This window comes from Streptomyces anandii JCM 4720 (genome assembly GCF_014650655.1).
Taxonomy (GTDB): Bacteria; Actinomycetota; Actinomycetes; order Streptomycetales; family Streptomycetaceae; genus Streptomyces; species Streptomyces anandii.
In genome coordinates, this window is sequence record NZ_BMVJ01000015.1 from 49,724 (window position 1) to 56,923 (window position 7,200).

Here is a 7,200-nt window from a genome sequence, read left to right on the forward strand (position 1 = left end):
GAGCAGGCGGCCGTCTCCCGTCAGGGCGTGCCCCCGGTCGTGGCGCACACCCTGGTGGTGGCCGGCCTGCCCACCGACATGGGCCCGTTCTTCTGGGCGCAGGCCCAGCCGGGCCGCCCGGTGCCGACGCTGGCGGAGCTGGCGGCCGAGCGAGGGGTGCAGCCGGCGCCGGACGCGGGCTCGTACCTGGTGATGGGCAGTGACTTCGGCAAGGCGCTCTGCGTCCAGTACGGCACGGCGAACATCGTGGCGGTGCCGGTGGAGGCGGGGCCGGGCGGTACGGCCGTACCGCCGCAGTTCGTGAACACCGGGCTGCCGGAGTTCGCGCGCTGTCTGGCGCTGCTCGGGCGGATGTGGCGGCTGCGGTTCGGGCTGAACCAGGAGCAGGCGGGCCGCTGGACCGTCGACTTCCAGGCGCAGCTCGCCGCGCTCGACCCGGCGGCGCTCGGTTCGCCGGAGAGCTGGTGGTCGGTGCTGCTGGAGCAGATGTGGGACGGGCTGCTGTGAGCGCCTGAACGCCCCGGACTCGGGCCGGACCTGGTTCATGTGACCAGGTCCGGCCCCTTTTTGTGCACTGCTGATCCGTCACATTCCGAGGTTGATCGCATCATGCGCCCGGAGTGTCGCGTTATGAACATTTCCGCCCAATACCCCAAGATGTGCGCGAAATCATCGTGTCGCGTCCGTTCGGCGGGACCTCGGCGGAGAGGGTTCGGGATGAGCAGCGCATCGAAGTCGCCCCACGGTTTCGCGGCCGTACGGGGACGCGGTTACCGCCCCCGGCAGGTGGACGCGTACGTGCGGGAGCTCTCCGACGACAGGGACGCCGCCTGGGAGCGGGCCGCCCGGCTGACCGTCCTGGCCAGGCACATGGAGGCCGAGCTCGCCCGGGTGCGCGAAACCGTCGCACAACTGGGCGAGCAGACCTACGAGTCGCTCGGCGAGGGCGCCCGGAGGCTGTACGAGCTGGGCCGGCAGGAGGCGCAGGCCGTGCGCGACGGCGCGCGGGCCGAGGCCGAGCGCATGGTCGAGGAGGCCCGCGCGTACGCGGACGAAGTGCTGCGGGCCGCGCGGGAACACGCCGACACCGTACGGACGGAGGCCGACGAACGCGCCCGGCAGCGGCTGCTCGCCGCCCGCGCGGAGGCCGACGAGTTGCGCATCTCGGTGCGGCGCGAGGTGAAGGCGTGCCGCGGTGAGGCGCTGTCCGCGCTGCGTGAGGTGCGGCAGCGGACCTCCGGGATGCTCACCGAGCAGGCCCGCGAGCACGCCGAGCGGCTGGCCGGGGCCGAGCGTGCCGAGGCCGCGCGGGAGGCCGAGGCCGAGGCGGACCTCCAGTCACGGGTCGCGGCGGCCGAGACGGCGCTGACCGAGGCGACGCGGGCGCTCGCCGACGCGGAGGCCTTCGCGCGCCGGGCCCCGGACCAGGGCCGGGCCCGGGCGGCGGAGGTGCTGGCCGACGCCCGGCTGCGCGCGGAGCGGATCTCCCAGGAGACGGAGCGGATGCTGCGGGAGCACGGCGAGTTGTGGGACGACGTGCGCGAGCAGATGGACACGGTGCAGAGCAGCATCACCGCGCTCACCGGCCGCCCCTGGGCGCCGTAGGAAGACCCTTCGGGCGTCGCGCCGGCGCCGTGCTCAACCGCCCCGGCGCACCGCCCCCGCCAGGATCCAGCCCTCCACCGCCTCGTACTGGTGGCGCTGTTCCTCCGCCTTTCGCCGGCCGGAGGCGAGCGTGCCGAGCCAGCCGAAGAGGAAGCCGAGCGGGATGGTGACCAGGCCGGTGGTGGTGAAGGGGAAGTAGTTGAAGTCGGAGTCCGGGAAGGCGGCGATCGGGGAGCCGGAGACGAGGTTGGTGCCCGGCATGAGCAGCAGGACCGCCAGGGTGCCGCCGATCAGCGTGCTGAGCAGGCCGGTCCGGGTGTAGCGGCGCCAGAAGAGGCTGTAGACCAGGGCGGGCGCGATGGCGGAGGCGCCCAGGCAGAAGCTCAGGGTCACCAGCGGCTGGAGGCTACGGTGCTGGACGAGGGTGGCCAGCAGGATGGTGGGGATGCCCACCGCCAGCGCCGACAGCCGGGCCAGCGCCATCTCGCGAGGCGCGGGCATGTCCTGCACCCGGGCGGCGAAGACGTCGTGGGCGAGGGAGTTGGCGCAGGCGAGGATCATCCCGGCGACGGAGGCGAGCAGCGTCAGGAACAGCGCGGTGGTGACCGTGGTGAACAGGAAGGTCTCGCCCGTCGACACGTCCGCGCCGAAGGCCGCCCGCGAGCCCAGCAGATACGCCGTGTTGCCCTGCGGATCGGCCTGCGCGATCACCGACCTCCCGATCAGCGCGGTCGCCCCGAACCCGACCACCGTGACGACCAGCACGAACAGCGCCACGCTGGAGACCGCCCAGGACATCGACCTGCGCACCTGCCGGGCGCTGGAGGCGGTGTACGTGCGCATGGTGACGTGGGGCAGGCAGGCGCCCCCCAGCACCACCGTCAGCTCGGAGGTGATCATGTCGAGGCGGGGGTTGCGGCCGCCGGCGAACTCCAGCCCCGAGTGCAGGAAGGCGGAGCCGACCCCGCTCTGCCGCGCCGCCGCGTCGAACAGCGTCCCCGGGTCCCAGTCGAAGCGGCGCAGGACGAGCAGGGCGACCACCGCGCCGGAGCCGAGCAGCATCACGATCTTCAGGATCTGGATGAGGGCCGTGCCCTTCATCCCGCCGATCGCCGCGTAGCTGATCATCAGCACGCCGAGGCCGATCACACAGCCGGTCTTCAGCGCGTCGCTGGAGAACCCGAGGATGAAGGCCAGCAGCTGTCCGGTGCCGGCCAGTTGCACCAGCATCAGCGGCACCAGCGCCGCGATGGTCACCACGCAGGCCGTGACGCGGACCGCGCGGCCGGGCATCCGCCGGGCGAGCGCGTCACCCATGGTGAACCGGCCCGCGTTGCGCAGGGGTTCGGCGAGCAGGAACATCATCAGCATCAGTGACAGCGCGGTGCTCAGCGCGAGCACGATCCCGTCGTAGCCGCACAGGGCGATCACCCCGCCGGTGCCCAGCACGCTCGCCGCGGAGATGTAGTCGCCCGCGATGGCCAGGCCGTTGCGCATCGGGGACAGGGAGCCGTAGCCGGTGTAGAACTCGTCGAGGTCGTCGCGGTCCGGGCCGGTCATCACGCACAGCAGCAGCGTGATGGTGGCGACGGACGTGAACGCCACCAGGGACATGGTCTGCGCCGACCCGCTGAACTGCGCGGTCATCGTGCCGCCTCCCGCTTGGCGTCGACCTCGGCCTGCTTGCGTATCCGGTCGGCGATGGGGTCGACGCGCCGGCGCGCGGTGTACTCGTACAGGGCCGTCGCCAGCCAGGTGACGGGCAGTTGGACCAGGGCGAGCAGCAGCCCGGTGGGCAGTCCGTCGGCGACCTCGCCGGTCATGAAGGACGGGGCGAAGGCGGACAGGATCAGGAACAGCGTGAAGTAGCCGAGGGCGGTGAGGGTGGCCACGCGCCGCTGCCAGCGGTAGGCGCCGCGCAGGATCCGCAGGTCGCTGTGGTGCCCGAGCGCGGGCCGCCGCGGCGAACGCGGCCCGGCCTCCGGCTCCGGCGGCGCGGGCGGCTGCCAGGGGTAGGTGGCGTACGGCGGCGCCTGGTGCTGGGGGACGGCGTACGGCGGTGACGCCTGGTGCCGGGGAGCGGCGTACTGCGGCGGCGCGGGTGGGGGGTACTGGTACGGCGGGTGTGACGAGAGCGGCTCGTACGACATCCCGGTCTCCTCGAGTGGCGGCTCTGGCAGGGAGGTGGGGAGTGGGGGTGCGAGCCACGCACGCTACTCGGCGCCCCGGGGACGCGCGGCGTTTTGGCCAAACTGAGCGGTCGGTATGCGCTTACTTGTTGTGCGCCCTTGACCCTGACGCGACGGAAGGGTGGAGGGTGAGTGGGCCGGTGGGTGGAGGCAACCCTGAGAAGACATCCACCTGTCGGTGGACAGCCCCTAGGGGTTGCTCCGTACTGAGGCTCGGGGAGGGTTCGTCCCGGCGGAGGACGAGGAGACACCCCCGTCCTCCTTAACCTGGCTTTACGCCGCCGGGGGGCGGTGGACGGAACGACTGGGGTGGGGTTTTCCCCAGCGGAAGACTGCGATGGGCACCAGCGCGCCGCGGGACTTCGCCGACCAGACTCGTCACCGGCAGCGCGTTGCAGGCAGCGCGTGACACACACCGCGCGCGGCAGCGCGCGTGGCTCATCCGCTCATCGACAGTAGGAGACGCACCGTGACATCGGCTGTGACCATTCCCAGGCACGGGGGTACTGGAGGGACTACGGCCGTTGCCGCGCGGGCGCGGCAGGTCGTGAAGGCCTACGGGGCCGGGGAGACCCGGGTCGTCGCCCTCGACCACGTCGACGTGGACATCGCCCGCGGCCAGTTCACCGCGATCATGGGCCCCTCGGGCTCCGGCAAGTCCACCCTGATGCACTGCCTCGCCGGCCTCGACACCGTGACGAGCGGTCAGATACACCTGGACGAGACCGAGATCACCGGCCTGAAGGACAAGAAGCTCACCCAGCTCCGCCGGGACCGGATCGGCTTCATCTTCCAGGCGTTCAACCTGCTCCCGACGCTGAGCGCGCTCGAGAACATCACCCTGCCCATGGACATCGCCGGCCGCAAGCCCGACAAGGCGTGGCTGGACCGGGTCGTGGAGACGGTGGGCCTGGCCGGCCGCCTCAAGCACCGCCCGAACCAGCTCTCCGGCGGCCAGCAGCAGCGCGTCGCCGTGGCCCGGGCGCTGGCCGCCCGACCCGAGATCATCTTCGGTGACGAGCCCACCGGAAACCTCGACTCCCGCGCGGGCGCCGAGGTGCTGGGCTTCCTGCGCCGCTCGGTGGACGAGCTCGGCCAGACCATCGTGATGGTCACCCACGACCCGGTGGCCGCCTCCTACGCGGACCGGGTGCTGTACCTCGCCGACGGCCGGATCGTCGACGAGATGTACAACCCCACCGCCGACCAGGTCCTGGACCGGATGAAGGACTTCGACGCCCGGGGACGTACGTCATGACCGTCCTGAAGACCTCCCTGCGCAACTTCTTCGCGCACAAGGGACGCATGGCGCTGTCCGCCGTGGCGGTCCTGCTGTCGGTGGCCTTCGTGTGCGGCACGCTGGTGTTCACCGACACCATGAACACGACGTTCGACAAGCTGTTCGCGGTGACCGCCTCCGACGTGACGGTCTCCCCGAAGGCCGCCAAGGTGGACGAGACCCCGCAGGGCGGAGTGCCCGAGTCGCTGCCCGCCTCGGCGCTGGCCCGGGCCCGGCAGGCCGAGGGCGTCAAGTCGGCCGAAGGCGGCGTCAGTTCCTCGAACGTCACCGTCGTCAACGACGACAACAAGAACATGGGCTCCTCCACCGGCGCCCCGACCATCGCCGGCAACTGGAGCGACAACGACCTGAAGTCGATGGAGATCACCTCCGGTCACGCCCCGCGCGGGCCGACGGAGATGCTTGTCGACGCCGACACCGCCGACAAGCATCACCTCAAGATCGGTGACGAGCTGCGCACCATCGCGCAGACCGGCGACTTCAAGGCGCGCGTCGTCGGCATCGCCACCTTCAAGGTGACCAACCCCGGCGCGGCCATCGTCTGGTTCGACACGCCCACCGCGCAGCGCGAACTCCTCGGCGCCACCGGCCGGTTCACCCACATCAACGTCACCGCCGCCTCCGGCGTATCGGACGAGCAGCTCAAGCAGAACGTCACGCGGACGCTCGCCGGCACCGGCTCGTACAAGATCCAGACGGCCAAGGAGAACGCCGACGAGAACCGCAAGAGCGTCGGCTCGTTCATGGACGTCATCAAGTACGCCATGCTCGGCTTCGCCGGGATCGCCTTCCTGGTCGGCATCTTCCTGATCATCAACACCTTCAGCATGCTGGTCGCCCAGCGCACCCGCGAGATCGGCCTGATGCGGGCGATCGGCTCCTCCCGCCGCCAGGTCAACCGGTCCGTGCTGGTCGAGGCACTGCTGCTCGGCATCGTCGGCTCGATCCTGGGCATCGGCGCCGGCGTCGGCATCGCGGTCGGCCTGATGAAGCTCATGGGCGCGGCCGGCATGGACCTGTCCACCCGGGACCTCACGGTCAAGGCCACCACTCCCGTCGCCGGCCTGGTGCTCGGTGTGGTCGTGACCGTCCTGGCCGCCTATCTGCCGGCCCGCCGCGCCGGCAAGGTCTCCCCGATGGCCGCCCTGCGCGACGCCGGCACGCCCGCCGACGGCAAGGCCGGCCGGGTGCGCGGTGTGATCGGCCTGGTCCTCACCGCGGCCGGTGTCGCCTCCCTGTTCGCTGCGGCGTCCGCGAAGAAGGCGAGCGACGGCTCGCTGGTCCTCGGCCTCGGCGTGGTGCTCACCCTGATCGGCTTCGTGGTCGTCGGTCCGCTGCTGGCGGGCGGCGTGGTCCGGGTGATCAGTGCGGTGCTGCTGCGCGCCTTCGGCCCGGTGGGCCGCATGGCCGAGCGCAACGCCCTGCGCAACCCCCGGCGCACGGGCGCCACGGGCGCCGCCCTGATGATCGGCCTCGCGCTGGTCGCCTGCCTGTCGGTGGTCGGCTCCTCCATGGTCGCCTCGGCCACCTCCGAGCTCGACAAGTCGGTCGGCGCGGACTTCATCGTCGCGGGCAACCAGCGGGTCGTCCCGCAGGCGGAGCAGGCCATGGAGAAGACCCCGGGCCTCGCGCACGTCACCCGCTACAAGGTGCTCGACGCCACCCTGACCTCGCCGGACGGCAAGGCCGACGACAAGGGCGTCACCGCCGCCGACCCGACGTACGCGGACGACCTGCGCCGTACGACGACGGAGGGCAACCTGAAGGCCGCCTACGGCGACGACGCCATGTCGGTCGGCTCCGACTACGCCAAGAAGCACGGCGTGCACGTCGGCGACACCATCACCGTCGCCTTCAAGGGCGGGAAGACCGCCAGGCTCAAGGTCGCCGCCATCACCAGCGACGACAGCGCCCTCGACAAGGGCGCGCGCTACCTGAGCCTGGCGACCATGGAGAAGTACGTCCCCAAGGACCGCGTTCCGCCGAACCAGATGATGTTCGCCAAGGCCAAGGACGGCCAGGAGAAGCAGGCGTACGCGGCTCTGAAGCGGTCGATGGAGAAGTACCCGCAGTACCAGGTGCGCGACCAGACCGACTACAAGAAGG

At 71.4% G+C, this 7,200-nt stretch carries 6 protein-coding genes; 4 read left to right on the plus strand and 2 right to left on the minus strand.

Annotated features, from left to right (window positions below):
- A partial coding sequence (locus tag IE249_RS38410; RefSeq protein WP_229859206.1) for an SUKH-4 family immunity protein occupies nt 1-507 on the plus strand: 507 nt, incomplete at its 5' end.
- Between the two features lie 210 nt (nt 508-717).
- The gene (locus tag IE249_RS24715) at nt 718-1,605 is read left to right on the plus strand and encodes a cellulose-binding protein (protein ID WP_189708029.1); all 888 of its coding nucleotides are present in this window, start codon (nt 718-720) and stop codon (nt 1,603-1,605) included.
- A gap of 33 nt (nt 1,606-1,638) precedes the next feature.
- On the opposite strand, the gene IE249_RS24720 is transcribed toward IE249_RS24715, so the two are convergent.
- Entirely contained in the window at nt 1,639-3,252 is a 1,614-nt protein-coding gene (locus IE249_RS24720) for a sodium/solute symporter (protein WP_189708031.1), read from the minus strand.
- Nucleotides 3,249-3,755, minus strand: coding sequence for a DUF485 domain-containing protein (locus IE249_RS24725; RefSeq protein WP_189708033.1), 507 nt, complete (start codon nt 3,753-3,755; stop codon nt 3,249-3,251). The genes IE249_RS24720 and IE249_RS24725 overlap by 4 nt, the downstream gene beginning before the upstream one ends.
- 508 nt (nt 3,756-4,263) lie before the next feature.
- Here IE249_RS24725 and IE249_RS24730 point away from each other — a divergent pair.
- A complete protein-coding gene (locus IE249_RS24730) occupies nt 4,264-5,052 on the plus strand; it encodes an ABC transporter ATP-binding protein (protein WP_189708035.1) in 789 nt (262 codons plus the stop codon).
- Nucleotides 5,049-7,200, plus strand: a 2,152-nt coding sequence (locus IE249_RS24735) for an ABC transporter permease (RefSeq protein ID WP_229859207.1), incomplete at its 3' end; no start/stop codon positions are given. The genes IE249_RS24730 and IE249_RS24735, both read left to right, overlap by 4 nt.